The organism is Micromonospora sp. Llam0, from assembly GCF_003751085.1.
GTDB lineage: Bacteria > Actinomycetota > Actinomycetes > Mycobacteriales > Micromonosporaceae > Micromonospora_E.
Genome location: NZ_RJJY01000001.1, coordinates 5,224,247 through 5,241,796, shown reverse-complemented (window position 1 = coordinate 5,241,796; position 17,550 = coordinate 5,224,247). Strand labels below are relative to the sequence as shown.

Here is a 17,550-nt window from a genome sequence, read left to right as displayed (position 1 = left end):
TCCCGTGTCAGTGGCGCACTGCGCCCGGCGCGGGACCTGCTGCTGGCCCGGACCCGGCCGGTGACCAGCGGAGCCCAGCGGATGTGGCGCAGGTCCCTGCAGCTGCGGGTGGTGACCATCACCCTGGTCGCGTCCGGCCTGCTGGTCGGCGGGTTCGCGTACATGGTGGCGTCGCAGAGCACCAACATTCTGCTGGACCGGGCCCGGGAGGACGTGCAGCGGCGGCTGACCCATGGGCGGGACTACGCCGCCGAGCAGATGAGCGTGCATCCGCAGTACTTCGACCCGCAGGTCCGGGTGACCTTCGAGCTGACCGTCAGCACCCTGGCCGGCGGCGACCCCGACCAGGTGGGTGGGGTGGTCGTGGTGATGGCGGCGAGCAGCTACCCGCTGATCCAGTCGGCGACCTCGCCGGCGGTGGACGCGTCCGGCATGATCAGCGACGAGCTGGCCCGGCACGTCGGCTCCGGTGCCCAGGCGCATCAGATCCGCACCGGTGACCTCGGCGAGGGGCGGCTCAAGTACCTGGTCTACGGCTCCCCGGTGCCGACCAAGTTCGGTCAGGTCGAGCTCTACTACCTGGTGCCGCTGAGCACCCAGGACCAGGCCGCCAACCAGATCCGGGCGACCGTGCTGATCACCGGACTGGCGCTGGTGATGCTGCTCGGCCTGCTGGCCGCGCTGGTCACCAGACTGGTCGTCACGCCGGTACGGGTGGCCGCACGCACCGCGCAGCGACTCTCCGCCGGGCTGCTGGACCAACGGATGGTGGTCGACGGCGAGGACGACCTGGCCATGCTGGCCGCCTCGTTCAACCAGATGGCGACCAACCTGCAGCGACAGATCACCCGACTGGAGGAGATGTCCCGGCTGCAGCGTCGGTTCACCTCCGACGTGTCGCACGAGCTGCGTACCCCGCTGACCACCGTACGGATGGCCGCCGATCTGCTCTTCGCCGAGCGGGACGGCTTCGACCCGGCGGCGGCCCGCAGCGCCGAGCTGCTGCAGACCGAGCTGGACCGGTTCGAGAGCCTGCTCACCGACCTGCTGGAGATCAGCCGGTTCGATGCCGGGTTCGCCGTGCTGGACGCCGAGCCGACCGACCTGGTGTCGGTGGTCCGCCGGGTCGCCGACCGGCTCGACGGGCTGGCCGACCGGCTCGGCGTGCGGATCGAGCTGCGACTGCCCGCGACGCCGGTGATCGCCGAGGTGGATCCCCGTCGGGTCGAGCGGGTGCTGCGCAACCTGGTCGGCAACGCCGTCGAGCACGGCGAGGGCCGGCCGGTGGTGGTCACTCTCGGCGTCGACGACGCGGCGGTTGCGGTGACCGTACGTGATCGTGGGGTTGGTCTGCGCGCCGGGGAGGACAAGCTGGTGTTCAACCGTTTCTGGCGGGCGGATCCGTCCCGTGCCCGGCAGACCGGGGGGACCGGTCTCGGCCTGTCGATCAGCGTGGAGGACGCCCGGTTGCACGGCGGCTGGCTGGAAGCGTGGGGCGCGCCCGGCGAGGGTGCCCAGTTCCGGCTCACCCTGCCGGCCCGGGCCGGTGACCGGCTCACCTCGTCACCGCTGCGGCTGGTACCGGAGGACCGCCGGCCGCCGGCCGCCGAACCGGTCGGCACGATGGTGGTCCTCCCGGAGCAGAGCACCGGCTCCGACGACCGGGCCAGTGGCAGCGTGGCCGCGACCGGAGCGGCACCGTGACCCGCCGGTGGCGTCGACTGGCGCTGCTGCCGGTGCTCGCCGGTGTGCTGCTCGCAGGGTGCGGCATTCCGGAGAACACCGACGTGCGGGTCGACGGGCAGGGTCCGGCACCCGGCCTGCCGACCGGTGGTGGCGGGGCCCAGACGCCGGCGTCGCGGCTCGACGAACGCAACAACACCGAGGCGTTCGTCGTCAACTTCCTGCAGGCCGCCGCCGTGGAGGCGGAACGGGCAGTGGAACAGGTACGCGAGTACGTCGCGCCGCAGGACCGCGCGGACATCCGCGATCCCAACCCCGAGGTCGCGCTGACCGTGGTCCGGCTGCGGGAACGTCCGCAGATCACCCGGGCCGAGGCCGGGGTGGAGGAGGTGGCGCTCGACGTCCAACAGCTCGGCCTGCTGCGGCCGAACGGCGCGTTGGAGCCGCTGCCCGCCCAGGAGCCGGAGTTCACCGAGTACACCTTCCAGGTCGGGTCGGTCGCCGGTGAGACGGGCAAGTTCGTCCTCAACCCGCCGGCGGTGCTGCTGCTCAGCGTGGACGCGTTGAACACGTTCTACCTGCAGCGCACCATCTACTTCTGGGACACCAGTCAACGGGCGCTGGTGCCGGATCTGCGCTACCTGCCGGTGGCGGTGCCGTTGGAGCGCCAGCGCACCGTCCTGCTGGAAATGCTGATCAGCGGGCCGTCGAACTGGCTCGCCTCGGCGGTGCAGGCGCTGCCGAGCGGTATCCGCTCGGGCGGCAACGTGCCCGACACCGGGGACCGGCTGAAGGTCACGCTGATCGCCGACGCGACCCCGTTCGCCGACGAACGCGAACTCGACCGATTGGCCGCCCAGCTGATGTGGTCGCTGTGGCCGGAGTTCGACAACGACCTGGAGCTCACCATCCAGGGGCAGACCCCGAAGGTCTACCCGGGTGCCGACCTGCTGGCGATGAACGGCACCCAGGCGCTGCCCGAAACGCCCGAACGGTTCACCGTCTACCAGGGCCGGGTGCACCGGTTGCGCAGCTCGGCACGCTCCGGCGAGCCGATCCCGGTGCTCACCGAGGAGGTCAACCAGAACGTGGTCACCGCCGGTTTCACCCAGGCCGGTGGTGGCACGTACGCGGCCCTCGCGGTGGCCGACGGCGGTGCCCAGCGGCTGATCGTCGGCGCGGCGACCGGGGCCGGCACCAGCTTCGACGCCAGCACCCGGACCTTCGACGACATCGGCCGGCCGGTCTGGCTCAAGGCACCAGGTGACGCGGGTCTCGTCGTCGCGGACGGCGGGCTGTTCTCGTTCCGGGTCGGCAGCGGTGCGGTCGAACAGGTCACGCTGCCCGGGGTGACGGGCGAGGTGCAGTCGGTCGGGGCGGCCCCGGACGGTCACCGGATCGCGTTGGTGGTCGACGGCCGGCTGTACGTGGCCGCGCTGAGCCGGGGCGGCAAGCTCGAGGTGCTGCCACCCCGCCGGGTGCCGACCTCACTGTCCGACCTCACCCAGGTCGACTGGGTGGCCGAGACGCTGCTGGTGGCGGCCGGCACGAACCCTGACGGGCGGGTCAGCCTGTACGACGTGACAGTGGACGGCGCGATCGAGACCAGCTCGCTGCGGGACCTCGGCGGGGCGAGCGTGACCCACCTGGCCGGCTATCCGGCCAACCCGGTCGGCGGCGGCACGGTCGGTGCCCGGATGTACGTCGCCAACGGAGTGCCGTACGACCTGTTCGAGCCGAGCGAGCAGATCCGGCCGGAGGAGATCGAAGGGGTGGAGCCGAGCGAGACCGGGGAGCCGGAGAACTCGACCGCCAATCCGACCGCCCCGTTCTTCCTGTACTGACCTACGGCGGTGGTGGGCGACGTCTGGTCGGCGCTGGCCGACCTGGTGCTGCCGGCGGAGTGCGCCGGTTGCCGCCGCACCGGCGGCCGGCTGCGGTTCGGTGTGTGCGGCCGGTGCGCCGACGAGGTGCAGCGGCTGCGTCCCCGGCCGGTACGCCCCGAGCCGGCCCCGCCGGGCCTGCCGCCCTGCGTGGCGTTGGGCGAGTACGCGGGGGTGCTGCGGGAGCTGCTGCTGGCGTACAAGGAACGGGGCCGGCACGGGCTGGGTCGGCCGCTGGGCCGGCTGCTCGGCGACGCGGTCGCCGCTGCGGTCGGCACCGGTGCGGACCGGCCGGTGCTGCTGGTCCCGGTGCCGAGCACCGCTGCGGCGGTGCGGGCCCGGCACGGTGATCATCTCGCCCGGCTGACCCGGTACGCGGCGGCCCGGTTGCGGGTCGACGGCCGACGGGTCGTGGTGGCGCGGCCGCTGCGGGCGAGGACCCGCCCGGACTCGGCCGGGTTGGACAGCGCGGCGCGGCTGGCGTCCGCGCGGACGGCGTTTCGGCCCCGGCGGGTCGGACTTGACATCTCGCTGCGGGCGGATCCGCGACTGCGGGTGATCGTGGTGGACGACATCGTCACCACCGGTGCGACGCTGGCCGCCGTGCACCGGCTGCTTGTCGCGCAGGGACTGCCGGCGTACGCCGCCGTGGTGCTCGCAGCGACGCGGCGTCGTCACCTTCGGTAGTCAGTATCTAGTGTCCTTTGTCGGGGTTTGTTCATGATCTGGGAATCTTCGCGCACCGGTCTCTGTCGAACTGATGACGCGCCGCCGTCGGCGGGTTAGCGTAGGCGCATCAGGGGTATGGCCGGTGGTTGAACAACCACCTGAGGTGTCCCGGAGGGAGGTGTATTCCGCTATCCGGCCGGTCGACGCCGACCGCTCTCGGTCCGCTGACCGGTCCTGCATTCTTTCGCAGCGACATCGATCGTTCAGATCGTTTCAGGAGGTCACGCGTGGACATCGTGGTGAAAGGCCGCAACGTAGAGGTCCCCGACCACTACCGAGCCCATGTAGCCGAGAAGTTGGCCAAGGTCGAACGGTACGACCACAAGCTGATGCGCGTCGACGTCGAGTTGTTTCACGAGCGCAATCCGCGTCAGTCGGACCACTGCCAGCGGGTCGAACTCACCTGTGTCTCGCGCGGGCCGGTGATCCGGGCGGAAGCCTGCGCCAAGGATTTCTACAGCGCCCTCGACGCCGCCATCAGCAAGCTGGACACCCGGCTGCGCCGGGCCGCCGACCGGCGCCGGGTGCACCGTGGCCGGCACGCGCCGGTCTCGGTGGCCGAGGCGACCTCCGGCCTGCCCACCGCCGGGCTGAACGGCTTCGCCCCGTTGCCACCGTCCCAGCCGACCGAGGAGCCGGCGACATCGGTCGCGGTACTCGACCGCACCGCGCAGGATTTCACCGACGATGGGTACGACGACGTCGCCGACGAGTACGACGACCAGCCCTGGCACATCGTCCGGGAGAAGGAACACCCGGGCGATCCGATGACGGTTGACGACGCGTTGTTCCAGATGGAACTGGTCGGGCACGACTTCTACCTGTTCCTGGACAAGGAGTCCGGCCGGCCGAGCGTGGTCTACCGCCGCAAGGGCTACGACTACGGTGTCATGGCGCTGGCTGAACCGACCGTCACCGCCTGACTGACCACCATTTCGACAATTCGTGGTCGACCGGTCGGATACCGCCGGCCATCGCCGCCAAACGGGCGGCCGTCGACGGTATCCGACCGGCGGGCGCGGTTCACGCTTGGTCGAGGTCGGCCGGTAGCAGCGAGTACTGGACGCTGTCGTGACGGCTGGCGTCCATGCCGGGCAACAGGGCCCGGTTCCGCCCTTCGTACTGGAAGCCGGCCCGCTCCAGTACCCGCTGGGACGCGACGTTGCTGGGCAGCGCACCGGCGGCCAACCGGGCGACGGCGGTGTTGGCGAAGATCCACCGGGCGAGCAGCCGTACCGCCCGGGCGGTGTAGCCACGTCCGCGCCACTGCGGCAGCAGCGAATAGCCGATCATCGCCTCGCCGAGTTCCGGACTCAGGTAGCTGAGCCCGATCCGCCCGGCCGGCGTACCGCTGGCCGCGTCGCAGACGACCACGTCGATCCGCTGGCCGGCCAGCCACCTGCCCGGTGCCTTGGCGCACTGCGCCTCGATCAGGGCGCGGGTCGGCACCACCGGTGGGACCGAGGTCGCGGCGACGTCGGGCAGCGACTCCAGGTGGTACGCGAAGTCGGCGTCGGCCGGGCCGAGCGGGCGCAGCCGGACCACCTCGTCGGTCAACCCGTCGCCGGGCAGGTCCGGCAGGGTGCGTGGGGTCGGGCCCGGTGGGTCGCCGGCCAGCCGGGTCCAGACCACCAGGTCCTCCCGGTCGGCGGTCGGCAGTCGGCCAGGTTGGCTGGCGGCGCCTCGGCGTACCCCCTCGTAGCTGAACCCGGCGGCCAGCGCCACCCGCTGGCTGACCGCGTTGGCCGCGTCGGTGAGCAGCTCGACCCGGCCGAACCCGGACCGCACCGCGTGGCCGGTGGCGGCGATGGTGGCCGCGGTGGCCGCCCCCTTGCCCCGGGCCCGGGGGGTGATCCAGTAGCCGACCTCGATCTGGGCCCGCTCGGGTACCGCCCGGCTGAGCCCGACGCAGCCGAGCAGCTCGTCGCTGCCCGGGTCGGCGATCGCCCAGGCCGCGCCGCCGCCGGCCCAGGCGGCGGTGGATCCTTTGGTGATCCAGTGCAGTGCGTCGGCGACCGTGTACGGCCGGGGCAGGTCGGGGATGAACCGCTGGGTGATCGGATCGCCACAGGCTTCGGCGACCGCGGGGGCGTCGTCGGGCAGGAACATCCGTAGCCGGACGCCGCCCTCGGTGAGTTCGACGGGTTCCACCGGCCCATCCTGACGCAGCTTTCGCGCAGGGCATAACGCATATGCCGGACGCACCCCGCCGACATGGTCCGTTATGTCGGAATATCCGGTGCTGGATGCGGGCTGCGACTGCCGCTGTACCGATTGATGCGCCTACGATGGTGAGGCACACCGTCTAGGGGAGCGTTGATCCGTGTCGATTCTTGAGAAGGTCCTCCGCGCCGGCGAGGGTCGCATGTTGCGTCGGCTCAAGGCGGTCGCCACGGCCGTCAACTCGATCGAGGACGACTACGTCGACCTCACCGACGCGGAGCTGCGGGAGCTGACCGACCAGTACCGCCAGCGGTACGCCGACGGCGAGTCCCTCGACGACCTGCTCCCGGAGGCGTTCGCCACCGCCCGGGAGGCCGCCGCCCGGGTGCTCGGCCAGCGCCACTACGACGTGCAGATCATGGGCGGCGCGGCGCTGCACTTCGGCAACATCGCCGAGATGAAGACCGGTGAGGGCAAGACGCTCACCTCGGTACTGCCGGCGTACCTCAACGCGTTGTCCGGCAAAGGTGTGCACATCGTCACCGTCAACGACTACCTGGCCGAGCGGGACGCCGCGTGGATGGGTCGGGTGCACGAGTTCCTCGGGCTCACCGTCGGCGTGATCCTGCCCAACCGGCCCTCGGCCGACCACCGGGCCGCGTACCAGGCGGACATCACCTACGGCACCAACAACGAGTTCGGCTTCGACTACCTGCGCGACAACATGGCCTGGTCAAGGGACGACCTGGTACAGCGCGGGCACAACTTCGCCATCGTCGACGAGGTCGACTCGATCCTGATCGACGAGGCGCGGACACCGCTGATCATCTCCGGCCCGGCCGAGCATTCCGCCCGCTGGTACGGCGAGTTCGCCGCCGTGGTCAAGCGGATGCAGGCCGGTAAGGACGGCGAGGGCGACTACGAGATCGACTACGCCAAGCGCACCGTCGCGGTGACCGAGCGGGGCGTCGCCAAGGTCGAGGACCGGCTGGGCATCGAGAACCTGTACGAGTCGGTGAACACCCCGTTGGTCGGCTACCTCAACAACGCCATCAAGGCCAAGGAGCTCTACAAGCGGGACAAGGACTACATCGTCAACGACGGTGAGGTCCTGATCGTCGACGAGTTCACCGGCCGTATCCTGCACGGCCGCCGCTACAACGAGGGCATGCACCAGGCGATCGAGGCCAAGGAAGGCGTCGAGATCAAGCAGGAGAACCAGACCCTCGCCACCATCACCCTGCAGAACTACTTCCGGCTCTACAGCAAGCTGGCCGGGATGACCGGTACGGCACAGACCGAGGCCGGCGAGTTCAACAAGGTCTACGACGTCGGCGTGGTGACCATCCCGACCCACCGGGACATGGTCCGGATGGACCGGGCGGACGTCATCTACAAGACGGAGAAGGCCAAGTTCAACGCCGCCGTCGAGGACATCGCCGAGCGGCACGCGGTGGGTCAGCCGGTGCTGGTCGGCACGGTGTCGGTGGAGAACTCGGAGATCCTCTCCCAGCTGCTGCGCCGCCGGGGCATCCCGCACGCGGTGCTCAACGCGAAGTTCCACGCCAAGGAAGCCGAGATCATCGCCCAGGCCGGCCGTAAGGGCGCGGTCACCGTGGCGACAAACATGGCCGGCCGTGGCACGGACATCCTGCTCGGCGGCAACCCGGACTACCTCGCCGCGGCCCAGCTGCGCCAGCGTGGGCTGGACCCGGTCGAGCACGCCGAGGAGTACGCCAAGGCGCTGGAAGACATCATGCCGCAGGTCAAGCAGGCCTGCGCCGCCGAGGCCGAGGAGGTCTCCGCGGTCGGCGGTCTCTATGTGCTCGGCACCGAACGGCACGAGTCGCGCCGGATCGACAACCAGCTGCGCGGCCGGTCCGGCCGGCAGGGTGACCCGGGCGAGTCGCGGTTCTACCTGTCGCTGCAGGACGAGCTGATGCGGCGGTTCCGGGCCGGGGCGGTCGAAGCGGTGATGGAGCGCTTCAACATCCCCGAGGACGTGCCGATCGAGTCCAAGATGGTGACCCGGCAGATCAAGAACGCCCAGGCGCAGATCGAGGGCCAGAACGCCGAGACCCGCAAGAACGTCCTCAAGTACGACGAGGTGCTCAACAAGCAGCGCCAGGTGGTCTACGCCGAGCGGCTGCGGGTGCTCAACGGCGAGGACCTGCACGACCAGGTCACCAAGATGATCGACGACGTGGTCGGCGCGTACGTCGACGGGGCGACGGTCGAGGGCTACGCCGAGGACTGGGACTTCGACCAGCTCTGGTCCAGCCTCAAGCAGCTTTACCCGGTGGGGGTCACCGTCGACGAGCTGATCGAGGAGGCCGGCGGCGAACGCAGCGCGGTGGACGCCGACTTCCTCCGGGCGCAGGTGCTGGAGGACGCCCACGCGGCGTACCAGCGCCGCGAGGAGGAGCTCGGCACCGACGCGTTGCGGCAGCTGGAGCGGATGGTCCTGCTGCAGGTGATCGACCGCAAGTGGCGTGAGCACCTCTACGAGATGGACTACCTCAAGGAGGGCATCAGCCTGCGGGCCTACGCCCAGCGCGACCCGTTGGTCGAGTACCAGCGCGAGGGCTACGCGATGTTCGCCACCATGATGGACGGCATCAAGGAAGAGACGGTCGGCTTCCTGTTCAACGTCGAGGTGCAGGTACAGCAGCCGGGGGGCCCGGCTGACGGTGCCGGCGCGCCGGCGGGGGAGCGGCCCGGACCCCGGATTCCGGTGCCCGACGGCGGCGCCGGGGTCAAGGTGAGTGCCAAGGGCCTCGGCGCGGCACCGCGTCCGCAGGGCCTGCAGTACGTCTCGCCCACTATCGACGGTGCCGCCGGTGCCGACGGCGGGGTGCAGGTGCAGCAGGCGCCGGCGCTGGGCGTCGGCGGCGCGCCGGCCGGACGTCCGGGCCAGGGCGGCCAGGGCCAGCGTCCCGGCCAGGGCCAGCGTCCGGCGCAGGGCGGTCAGGGCCGTCCGCCCGCCGCCAGCCGACCGGCGGCCGGTCCGCCGGTGCCGGCGGCGGCTGCTGCTGGCCGTCGAGCCGCGCCCGGCCAGGCCGTCAGCAGCAACGGGCCGTCGCGCAACGCGCCCTGCCCGTGCGGGTCCGGCAAGAAGTACAAGCGCTGCCACGGCGCTCCCGGGGCCTGAGCCCGGCGGGTGCCCGGTCACACGACGTCGACCGTGGTGCTCAACCAGCCGGTGGGCCGGCGTTCCAGCCGGAAGGCGAGCGCCCAGCTGCGTTCGTCGGTGCCGAGCACCGCGACGGCCTCCGCGACGCCGCTGACCGGCTCGCAGACTCGCAGCTGACGGACCCGGAGCAGCGCGACGGGGCGCCGCCCACCCCGGGCGACCGGCGTCCGCTGCGGCGATGCCGGCCCGCGTCGGGCCCGGCCCGGGTCGTCCGGTCTCCGGGCCCGGTCGACGGCGATGGCCAGCTGCGCGCCGACCGCGAGCGCCTGCGCCGGGTCGGCGAGCCGGCGGATGTGGCCGGCCGGCCGGAACCCGTTGATGATCTCCAGGCTCGCGGCCAGGAACCGGTGCGCCGCCCGGCGGGCCTCCGATGACGCGCCGGCGAGCGCGTCCGGCGGCAGCCCGCCGTGGACACCGGCCGACCCGCTGGCCGGTGGGCCGGCGGTGGCCGCCGACCGGTCGGCGGCCACCGCGCCGGGTGCCGCCCCGGCCAGGTCGAGTGCCAGCTGTACGCCGGGATGGGGACCGGGACGCAGGTCGAACTGAGCCGGCTCGTCGGTGAACGGCGGGTCCAGCGGCGGGGCGGGTCGCAGTCGGACGGGGGGACGTCGGATCCGGGTCGCGACAGTCATCCGAGCTCCTGTTGATCTTGCGTTTGCCTTCGTTTGCTTTCGGCAGACCAATTTGAAGCCAGCATGACACCGCCCGTCAACGTCTGTCGATGACGGTGTTCGGACAACCAGTAGTCGCCGGACTACTCCGGCTCGCGCTCGATCAGCGGGTTGCTCTGCACCCACTCCGCCGTCTCGGCGTACTTGCGCTGGATGTACTCCTCCAGCTGGGCGCGTTCCACCCGCCACTGTCCGCGTCCGCCGATCTTGATCGCGGGCAACTCGCCACTGCGAACCATGTGATAGACCTGCGAGTCGGATACGTTGAGTTCGGCGGCGACGTCGGACAACTGCAGGAACCTCGGCTCCACGGTGACTCCCGGCTCGTCTACGTCGGTCGGTTCAGTGTGCCACCGTGGCCCCGCCGGGCCGCTCGGCGGCGTACATTGCATCAGCGACGACATCTGTGGGGGGCGAGCGTGTCCGACAACCTGCTCCGGGTCTACGTCCCGGCCACCCTGCCGGCGCTCGCCGGGCTCCGCGACACCGGCCAACTCGCCGCCGACGTCGCGCACACCGTGACCCCCGCGCTGCGGGAGTGGTACGTCGAGGGTGACGAAGAGGAGCTGGAGTACGTGGCGTTCACCCGCGCCGCCCAGGAGTCACTGCGCCATCTGCGCGACGATCCGGCCGCCCCGCGCCGACGGGTGGTGATCGCCGTCGACCTGCCGGCGGACGCGCTGAAACGGTCGGTCGCCGAGCTCGGCTCCAGCACCGTGACGCTGGCCGGCCCGATCGCCTTCGCCTCGGTCGCCGCGGTGCACGTCGACGGCGACGAGGCGGCCGACGACGTGTCGGCGGCGGTGGCCGCCGTGTCGCAGGCCGCCGCCGGTGACCCCGACGCCCAGTTCGTCGTGGACGGTGCCGAGGACCACGAACTGGAGTGGTACGACGTGTCCGAGCTGGAGACGCTGCTGTGACCGGGCCGGCCCGCCCGGCTCAGCCCATGTGCGGGTAGCGGTGGTCGACCGGCGGCACGAACGTCTCCTTGATCGTGCGCGGCGACGTCCAGCGCAGCAGATTGTGCTTCGAACCGGCCTTGTCGTTGGTACCGCTGCCCCGGGCGCCGCCGAACGGCTGCTGCCCGACGACCGCCCCGGTCGGCTTGTCGTTGACGTAGAAGTTGCCGGCCGCGTACCGCAGCATGGCGCCGGCCCGGTCGATCACCCGCCGGTCGGTCGCGAACACCGACCCGGTCAACGCGTACGGAGCGATCTCCTCGGCCTGGGCAACCACGTCCCAGAACTGGTCGTCGTCGTAGACCGACACCGCCAGGATCGGGCCGAAGTACTCGGTGCTGAACACCTCGTGCCCGGGATCGGTGCAGGTCAACAGGGTGGGCCGGACGAACCAGCCGACGCTGTCGTCGACCGTGCCACCGGCCAGCACCTGACACGACGGGTCGTTGCGGACCCGGTCCAGCACGGCCGCGTGCCGGGCGAACGCCCGGTCGTCGATGACCGCGCCGCCGAAGTTGGTGAAGTCGGCCACGTCGCCGTAGGGCAGTGACTCGACCGTCGCGACCAGTCGGTCCCGCAGCCCGGCCGTCCACAGCGACTTCGGCAGGTACGCCCGGGACGCCGCCGAGCACTTCTGCCCCTGGTACTCGTACGCGCCCCGGACCAGGGCGGTATGCAGCGCCGCCGGGTCGGCGCTGGAATGCGCCACGATGAAGTCCTTGCCGCCGGTCTCACCGACCAGCCGGGGGTACGAACGGTACCGGCCGATGTTCTCCCCGACGGTCCGCCACAGCTGCTGAAACACCCGGGTGGAGCCGGTGAAGTGGATGCCGGCCAGGTCCCGGTCGGCCAGCGTCACCTCGGACACCGCCAGCCCGTCCCCGGTGACCAGGTTGATCACCCCCGGCGGCAGCCCGGCGGCCTCGAACAGGCGCATCGTGAAATGGGCGGCGAACTGCTGCGTCGGAGACGGCTTCCAGACCACCGTGTTGCCCATCAGCGCCGGCGCGGACGGCAGGTTGCCGGCGATCGCGGTGAAGTTGAACGGGGTGACCGCGTAGACGAAGCCCTCCAGCGGGCGGTGGTCGAACCGGTTCCACACCCCCGGCGCGGACCGGGGCTGCTCGGCCAGCACCTGATGGCCGAAGTGCACGTTGAACCGTAGGAAGTCGATCAGTTCGCAGGCCGAGTCGATCTCCGCCTGGTACGCGGTCTTGGACTGACCGAGCATGGTGGCCGCGTTCACCGTGTCCCGCCACGGGCCGGCCAGTAGGTCGGCGGCGCGCAGGAAGACCGCGGCCCGTTCGGCGTACGGCAGGTTGCGCCAGCCCGGCGCCGCCTGCTTGGCCGCTGCCACCGCGGCTTCGGCGTCGGCCGGCTCGGCGTTGCCGGTAACCCCGAGGACGTGCCGGTGCCGGTGCGGCATCACCACCTCGATCGGCGCGCCCGCCGCCATCCGCTGTCGGCCGCCGATCGTCATCGGCAGTTCGATCCGGTCGGCCGACAACTCGGTGAGCCGGCGGCTCAGGTCGGCCCGCTCGGCACTGCCCGGCGCGTAGTCGCGGATCGGTTCGTTGCGGGGGTCGGGGGTGGCGGGAACGGCGTCCATCACAGGCTCCTGGCGTGATCTCGACAACGTCGGCGAAAGACGGACCCGTCGGGGCACCCGGTGGGGCGGCCACGGCGACGCGGTCCGGGTCCCATCGTCGCACGCCCGGCTGACCCGTACGCCGATCCGCGTACCCTGGTCGGCACCGGGCGACAGCGCGTCCGACGACCAGGAGGGCACCAGCGATGACCAGCCAACCCGCAGCCGCCCCCGACGCCGAGGTGGGCCCGGACGGCTCGGACGTCGCAATGGGCCCGGACGGCTCGGACGTCGCAATGGGCCCGGACGGCTCGGTCGGCGCGGCGGTCGTTCTCGGCCTGCTCAGCCTCGCCTGGTTGACCCTGCTGATCGTTTCCGTGCTGAGCACCCTGGGGTCGTCCACCGACGGGGTGCTCGCGGTGACCGAGACCGCGTACGGGCTCCCGGCGGTGATCTTCGCGGCGCTGATCGCCGGAGCGGGTGTCGGCCAGGCGGTCCGTCGGCTGGCGGACCGGTGGCTGGCGGACCGGTGGCTGGGCGCGGCGGCGGTGCCGAGACTGCTCGTCGCACTCGGCTGCGGAGCGTCGACGGGCGTCGGCGCCGCCGCCGCCGTCGTGTTCGGCGACGGCCGGGGCGGGTCGGCCGTCGAGATCCTCGGCTGGGCACTGTTCGCCGGTGCCACGGTCGGCGGTGCGTTGACGGGTCTGCACCGTCGTGCCGGCCTGCTGACGGCGGCGGCCGCCGCCGGCGCGCTGGCGGTCGCCGGCACGACGACCGCCCGGGAGTTGGCCAAGGGGCCGTTGCTGGAGCTGTTCGGAGCCGCTGACACCGCCGGATCCGTGCTGGCCGCGCAGTCCCGACTGGTCTGGGTCACCGCCCTGCTGGCCGGTGCCTTCGCCGGGCTGGTGACCTTCGGCTACCTGCACCGGGCGGTACGCCGGTCCGGCCGGCCGCTGCCCTGGCCGGGATACCTGGTCGCGGGGGCCGGTCCCGGCCTGCTGTTGGTGATCGCCGAGGTGGTCACCCGGGTCGGCGGTGCCCAGTTGCTCGATCTGGCCCGGTCGTTCAGCGAGAGCGACCAGGCCTTCCAGACCATGGCCGACGGGGCCCGAATCAACTCGGCGCTGATCGTCCTGTTCACTGCGGCGTTCACCGTGTTGATCTGCCTCGGCCGGACGTTGCCCAGCCGGCCGGATCCGGAGCCGGTCGCGGATTCCGAGCCGGCGGTGGGGTCGGCCGGCACCCGCTGACGTCTACGGTCGGACAACTTCCCGTCACAGTGACGCGGATCCCTCCCAGGTTCGTGCCAAGCGTCGGTTTGGCGACCGTCGCGCCTCGGCCGCACACCTACCGTCGAGCGAGTGGACGGGCAGGACGGCACGCGACAGGCGCTCGACGGGCGGTACCGGCTGGGGGTGCAGTTCTCCCGTGGGGCGGTCGGCGCGGTGCACCGTGGGCACGATCTGCATGACGACGTGCCGGTGGCGGTGAAGGTGCTCCGGTCGGACGCCGCCGAGCATCCCGATCTGGTGGAGGGCTTCCACACCGAGGCCGCTCTGCTGTCCCGGCTGGACCATCCGAACGTGATCCGGCTTCGGGCCCGGACCGCCGTGGGCGACCTGCCCGCCCTGGTTCTGGACCTGGTCGACGGCGACGACCTGCGCCACCGGGTGCGCCGGGACGGTCCGCTGCCTCCGGCTGTCGCGGTCGCCGTCGTCGCACAGGTCGCTACTGCTCTGTCGTACCTGCACGAACGGGACATCGCGCACGGCGACGTCAAACCGGCGAACCTGCTGGCGCCGGCGGACGGCGGCCGGGTGCGCCTGATCGACTTCGGCGCCGCCCGGACCGGCCACGCGTCGGCGCCGGACCGGGCCACCCTGGCCACCCCGGAGTACGCCGCGCCGGAGATCGCCAGTGGCGGTCCGCCGACCTGGTCGTCGGACGTCTATGCGCTCGGCATCGTGCTGTTCGAGCTGCTGTGCGGCCGTACGCCGTACCGTGGCGGGAGCGCCGACGAGGTCCTCGCCCGGCACCGGCGGTGTGTGCCCGTACCACCGCCGGGGCTGCCACCGGCGGTGTGGCCGGTGATCGAGCAGTGCCTGGCGGCGCGACCGACCGACCGGCCGACCGCCCGGTCGCTCGTCGCCCGGCTACGTGGTCTGGAGCCGGCGCTCGACGGCTGGCCGGCGTTGCCGGCGTTGCCGGCGGACGCGGTCACCTGGTGGCCCCGGGACGTTCCGGCCACCTCTGCGGCTGCGGTGGGAGCGCGGCCGCGACGCCGGGTGCTGCAGTTCGGCGGGTTGGCCGGTGCGGGGCTCGCGTTGTCGGCGGTGGTGACGGGTCTCACCCTGGCGGCCGGACAGGGGGACGGTCCGCAGCCGGGTCGGCTCAGTGGCCCGATCGGCCCGGTCGGTGCGTCGGCACCGCCGGCTGCGAAGTCCTCGCCGGGGTCGGTGTCGCCGGGGGATCCGGAGGGCGGGACGCCGTCGGGGAGCCCGGTTGGTCCCACCGGCCAGGTAGGTTCGAGCGGGACGGCTGGGTCTGGTGTGGCCATCGGGACGCCGCAACCGTCCGATCCGGGACAGCTACCAGACTTTCCGGAGGATATGCCCGGTGAGCTGGGGCTCCGGATCGGGGACCCGGTGCCACAGTGGCCGATGTCCGGGGTGGCCGGACCGGACACTCCGAACTAGTCAGACGAAGTAGACTTCATGCTTCAAACTTCACCAAAGGTTCCTGCACCTAGGCATGTTGCTGCAGGTAACATATTCTTTGTCCGTTTTGCTGCCTGATGGTAAATATTGATCTTCCTTACCGGACCGTCGTCCACAGACAGTGCACTTTAGAACACGGTTGGTCGCGGATCGCGCCAAATCCTGGACGTAGAGGCGACAAAGTGGCAGCGTAGAGGGCATGGCGGATGTACGAATCAATCCCACGGCGGCAGCCCTTCTCGGCCTGCTCCATGAAGGACCCATGACAGGCGGGCAGCTGATGGCTGAAGCTGACCGTCGACTCGGCGCTTACTGGTCGATGACCAGGAGCCAGGTGTACCGGGAGCTACCGGTGCTCGCCGAGCAGGGCCTGGTCCGGCTCGGCAAGCCCGGGCCGCGGTCCAGCCAGCCGTACGCGATCACTGCGGCCGGCAAGCGCGCGTTCCTCAAGTGGTTGGCCGACGCCCCGGGTCGCGACTCGGTACGTAACCCGATCGCGTTGCGGGTGGCGTTCGGCGAGCACCACACGGCCGACCAGTTGAAGACGGTCTACGCGGACGCGAGCGAACACCACACCGAGGCGCTGGCCGCGGCCCGCGAGCAGGCACGCGAGGCGAAGAAGAACGGCGACACCTTCGGGGCCGCCGCGCTCGAGTTCGCCGTCGCCTACCACAAGGCCGCACTCTCCTGGCTGAAGACCGCGCCGGTGGGCTGACCACCGGCGCCGGTCGTCGGTGGTCACGACGTATTGTTGTCGGTTGTGACCACTGCCGACTATGCCGACCAGCTAAAAGATCTTGACGCCACGCTTCGCCGGATCGAGGCGGTCATCGACATTGATCGACTGCGCCGCGACCAGGCGGAGCTGGAGGAGGCAGCCTCTGCCCCCGACCTCTGGAACGACCAGGCGAGGGCACAGCAGGTCACCTCCCGGCTGTCGTACGCGAACGCGGAGATCGTCAAGCTGGAGTCGTTGCGCACCCGGCTGGACGACGCGGCCTTGCTGCTGGAGATGGCGCAGGCGGAGGAGGACGCCGGCACGGTCGCCGAAGTCGGCACCGAGCTGGCCGGGTTGCACAAGGCGATCGAGGAGTTGGAGGTGCGCACGCTGCTCTCCGGGGAGTACGACTCCCGGGAGGCGCTGGTAGCGATCCGGGCCGGGGCCGGCGGCGTCGACGCCGCCGACTTCGCCGAGATGCTGCTGCGCATGTACCTGCGGTGGGCGGAGCGGCACGGCTACCCGACCGAGGTCTACGAGACGTCGTACGCGGAGGAGGCCGGTCTCAAGTCGGCCACCTTCACGGTCAAGGCGCCGTACGCGTTCGGCACCCTCAGCGTCGAGTCCGGAACGCACCGTTTGGTGCGAATCAGTCCGTTTGACAACCAAGGCCGGCGGCAGACCAGCTTCGCCGGCGTCGAGGTGCTACCGGTGGTCGAGCAGACCGATCACATCGACATCCCGGAGAACGAGATCCGGGTGGACGTGTACCGGTCGTCGGGGCCGGGCGGGCAGAGCGTGAACACCACCGACTCGGCCGTACGGCTCACCCATATCCCCACCGGCATCGTGGTCACCTGCCAGAACGAGAAGTCCCAGCTGCAGAACAAGGCCGCCGCGCTGCGCGTGCTGCAGGCCCGGCTGCTGGAGCGCAAACGGCAGGAGGAGCAGGCCAAGATGGCCGGGCTCAAGACCGACGCCGCCGGGTCGTGGGGCGACCAGATGCGGTCGTACGTGCTGCACCCGTACCAGATGGTGAAGGATCTGCGGACGGAGCAGGAGACCGGCAACCCGACCGCAGTGCTCGACGGCGACCTGGACGCCTTCATCGAGGCCGGCATCCGCTGGCGCAAGCAGCAGGAACTCGCCGAGGACTGATACCGGTAGCAGTTGCCTAACTACTATTCGTATTCAAGTCTCATGTACGACCTGTGACTGAGCCCATCATTTCGGGTGGTGTCGGTCC

General features: G+C 71.2%; 14 protein-coding genes. 10 read left to right on the top strand and 4 right to left on the bottom strand.

Annotated features, from left to right (window positions below; translation table 11 throughout):
* Positions 1–81: 81 nt before the first annotated feature.
* The 4 genes from mtrB to hpf all read left to right on the top strand — a co-directional run bounded on the left by mtrB (position 82) and on the right by hpf (position 5,218).
* Entirely contained in the window at positions 82–1,704 is a 1,623-nt protein-coding gene (gene mtrB / locus EDC02_RS22795; RefSeq protein WP_123605057.1) for an MtrAB system histidine kinase MtrB, read from the top strand.
* Positions 1,701–3,527, top strand: a complete 1,827-nt coding sequence (locus EDC02_RS22790; RefSeq protein ID WP_123603718.1) for an LpqB family beta-propeller domain-containing protein — start codon at positions 1,701–1,703, stop codon at positions 3,525–3,527. The genes mtrB and EDC02_RS22790 overlap by 4 nt, the downstream gene beginning before the upstream one ends.
* A gap of 9 nt (positions 3,528–3,536) precedes the next feature.
* The gene (locus tag EDC02_RS22785) at positions 3,537–4,253 is read left to right on the top strand and encodes a ComF family protein (protein WP_123603717.1); all 717 of its coding nucleotides are present in this window, start codon (positions 3,537–3,539) and stop codon (positions 4,251–4,253) included.
* A 269-nt stretch (positions 4,254–4,522) separates the two neighbouring features.
* Positions 4,523–5,218: a ribosome hibernation-promoting factor, HPF/YfiA family gene (gene hpf, locus EDC02_RS22780; protein WP_123603716.1), complete on the top strand. Its 696-nt coding sequence runs from the start codon at positions 4,523–4,525 to the stop codon at positions 5,216–5,218.
* Between the two features lie 100 nt (positions 5,219–5,318).
* Here the strand turns inward: hpf and EDC02_RS22775 are convergent, their stop codons facing one another.
* Positions 5,319–6,446, bottom strand: coding sequence for a GNAT family N-acetyltransferase (locus EDC02_RS22775; protein WP_370461481.1), 1,128 nt, complete (start codon positions 6,444–6,446; stop codon positions 5,319–5,321).
* Positions 6,447–6,618: 172 nt separating this feature from the next.
* Between EDC02_RS22775 and secA the strand changes: the two genes are divergently transcribed.
* On the top strand, positions 6,619–9,609 hold the full coding sequence (gene secA / locus EDC02_RS22770; protein WP_123603715.1) for a preprotein translocase subunit SecA: 2,991 nt from the start codon (positions 6,619–6,621) through the stop codon (positions 9,607–9,609).
* Between the two features lie 17 nt (positions 9,610–9,626).
* Here the strand turns inward: secA and EDC02_RS22765 are convergent, their stop codons facing one another.
* Positions 9,627–10,283 (bottom strand): Rv3235 family protein, encoded by a 657-nt coding sequence (locus tag EDC02_RS22765; protein ID WP_123603714.1) that lies wholly within the window; start codon positions 10,281–10,283, stop codon positions 9,627–9,629.
* A gap of 122 nt (positions 10,284–10,405) precedes the next feature.
* Positions 10,406–10,633: an AlpA family transcriptional regulator gene (locus tag EDC02_RS22760; protein WP_123603713.1), complete on the bottom strand. Its 228-nt coding sequence runs from the start codon at positions 10,631–10,633 to the stop codon at positions 10,406–10,408.
* Positions 10,634–10,741: 108 nt separating this feature from the next.
* On the opposite strand from EDC02_RS22760, the gene EDC02_RS22755 reads away from it, so the two are divergent.
* Entirely contained in the window at positions 10,742–11,242 is a 501-nt protein-coding gene (locus EDC02_RS22755; RefSeq protein ID WP_123603712.1) for a hypothetical protein, read from the top strand.
* A gap of 19 nt (positions 11,243–11,261) precedes the next feature.
* Here EDC02_RS22755 and pruA read toward each other — a convergent pair whose 3' ends face one another.
* Positions 11,262–12,890 carry an L-glutamate gamma-semialdehyde dehydrogenase gene (gene pruA / locus EDC02_RS22750; protein ID WP_123603711.1) on the bottom strand — a complete coding sequence of 543 codons (1,629 nt, stop codon included), beginning with the start codon at positions 12,888–12,890 and terminating at the stop codon, positions 11,262–11,264.
* 185 nt (positions 12,891–13,075) lie between these two features.
* Here pruA and EDC02_RS22745 point away from each other — a divergent pair, with 185 nt between their 5' ends.
* From EDC02_RS22745 to prfB, 4 genes are all read left to right on the top strand, one after another.
* Positions 13,076–14,119, top strand: coding sequence for a hypothetical protein (locus EDC02_RS22745; RefSeq protein ID WP_123603710.1), 1,044 nt, complete (start codon positions 13,076–13,078; stop codon positions 14,117–14,119).
* 111 nt (positions 14,120–14,230) lie between these two features.
* Positions 14,231–15,565, top strand: coding sequence for a serine/threonine-protein kinase (locus EDC02_RS22740; protein WP_123603709.1), 1,335 nt, complete (start codon positions 14,231–14,233; stop codon positions 15,563–15,565).
* Between the two features lie 220 nt (positions 15,566–15,785).
* Positions 15,786–16,301, top strand: coding sequence for a PadR family transcriptional regulator (locus EDC02_RS22735; RefSeq protein WP_123603708.1), 516 nt, complete (start codon positions 15,786–15,788; stop codon positions 16,299–16,301).
* Between the two features lie 45 nt (positions 16,302–16,346).
* On the top strand, positions 16,347–17,462 hold the full coding sequence (prfB, locus tag EDC02_RS22730; RefSeq protein WP_123603707.1) for a peptide chain release factor 2: 1,116 nt from the start codon (positions 16,347–16,349) through the stop codon (positions 17,460–17,462).
* Positions 17,463–17,550 lie beyond the last annotated feature (88 nt).